The following is a 1621-nucleotide window of genomic DNA, read 5'->3' as shown; positions in this document are numbered from 1 at the left end:
ACAAGAAACTCCGAGGTAGCCAGGGCTTACGTTGATGCGCCTGGGACAAAGCCCCAGGACTCAGCGCCCCGCGCGCCGCAGCCCCGCGATCACTTCAGGGTGAGCAGGTAGGCCACCAGATCCTCGATCTGCTCCGGCGTCAGGGCCGCCTCGAAGGTCTGGGTCATCAGGCCTGGGACGAAGCCCTCGACCACGTAGGAGTTCGGTGCCGTGATCGAGGTGCGCAGGTACTGCGCCGCCGACAGGCCGGCGACCCGCGTCTCGGCGCGGGTGGCGACGCCGCTCAGGCTCGGGCCGACGAGGGTGCCGCTCCCCGGATCGACAAGGTGGCAGGTGCTGCACGTCACCGCGCCCGCAAGCAGGGCCTCGCTGGGCATGCCGTTGAAGATCACCATGCCCGCAGCGGCGTCGCCGCTGCTGCCCACCGGCCCGGCATCCTCGGGGCCGACGGTCGGCGCAGGCGTCGCCGTCGCGCGTGAGCTGATGATAACCGGGGCTGCGGTGGGCGCGGCCAGGGTTGCGGTGGCGGCCAGCGTGGGGGCGGGTGCAGGAGGCGCCGCCGCCGTGGCAGCGCCCTGGCTGCCAGCGAGATTGATCGCGACGATCACACCGACCACGATCAGGCCCACGGCGACCGCGCCGATGATGATCATGCGCAGCGTGGGGTCGATGGCTGACTCGCCATCGCGCGAGCCGCGCGGCGGTGTGGATGACGGGCGGTAGTTACTGCTGTTCGAGGGTCGCCAGCTCATAGCTGTAGCTCCTTGCGCTACCGAAGATTCAGAAGAGGGTTCGTCCGACACACGATGGGGTCGGTCAGATCTTCGGCGGGGGCGAGGAGGGGCCGGGGATATGCTGGGAGGGGAGAGTCGGCGCTGCTGAGGCGTCCGCGGCAGACACGGCGATCCGCGCGAGGGCCACGGTGAAGGGGAGCGTCACCTCGTAGATGGCGCGCGGGCCGGCCCATACGAGCTCGAAGGGCGCCGCCGCCGGCTGGGCCTCGCCGGCAAGCTCACAGAGGTAGAGCGACGGCTCGCCAGAGCGCGGATCGGCGTGGCGGTGCGACAGGGCACAGTGCAGGACACACAGCAGCGGGTTGAGGATGGCGATAGTGAGGATCGCGACGCCGACGACGAGCGTCGGCCATGGGGCCCGCCGGCGCAGGTGGCTGTAGGTCATCTGCTTCCCGCTTGCCGCCACAACCATCGCCGGCCTCTCTGCCTGGCTCACGAATCCGGCGCAATTATAGCATAGAGACGCCCTAAGCCTCCCGATCATTCGCATTTCGTTGGCAAACCATGACATACATGTGCCAGACGCCAACTTGTATTGAGAAATGGCTGAGGCGTATAATAGATATCCCCTTGCTAAGGTCTCGGGCGGCCTTAGCAGGCGGGCCCCATTCGCTTTCTACGCCTCGCGGCACAATTGGGTGCATCCATGTCGGCAACTATCTTCCAGGTCGATGACGACCACTTCACCCGCGCGTTCGTCGGGCGGATTCTTCACGCATCTGGCTACGAGGTGATCACGGCCCAAAGTGGCGAGGAGGCGCTCGCCCAAGTCGATGGCATCCAGCCGAACCTGATCATCCTCGATGTGCTCATGCCCGGCATTGATG

Annotated in this window: 3 protein-coding genes; 1 reads left to right on the top strand and 2 read right to left on the bottom strand. The window is 67.0% G+C overall.

Annotated features, from left to right (window positions below):
- Nucleotides 1-89: 89 nt before the first annotated feature.
- Complete coding sequence (locus K2Z83_RS17775; protein WP_220596534.1) at nt 90-752, bottom strand: cytochrome c family protein; 663 nt, start codon at nt 750-752, stop codon at nt 90-92.
- 64 nt (nt 753-816) lie between these two features.
- Entirely contained in the window at nt 817-1206 is a 390-nt protein-coding gene (locus K2Z83_RS17770) for a hypothetical protein (RefSeq protein ID WP_220596533.1), read from the bottom strand.
- A 234-nt stretch (nt 1207-1440) separates the two neighbouring features.
- On the opposite strand from K2Z83_RS17770, the gene K2Z83_RS17765 reads away from it, so the two are divergent.
- A partial coding sequence (locus tag K2Z83_RS17765; RefSeq protein ID WP_220596532.1) for a response regulator transcription factor occupies nt 1441-1621 on the top strand: 181 nt, incomplete at its 3' end.

The sequence above is a fragment of the Oscillochloris sp. ZM17-4 genome, assembly GCF_019599295.1.
In the GTDB taxonomy this organism is placed as follows: Bacteria; Chloroflexota; Chloroflexia; order Chloroflexales; family Chloroflexaceae; genus Oscillochloris.
The sequence above is the reverse complement of the archived record's forward strand: the minus strand, read 5'-3'. Positions and strand labels throughout refer to the sequence as shown.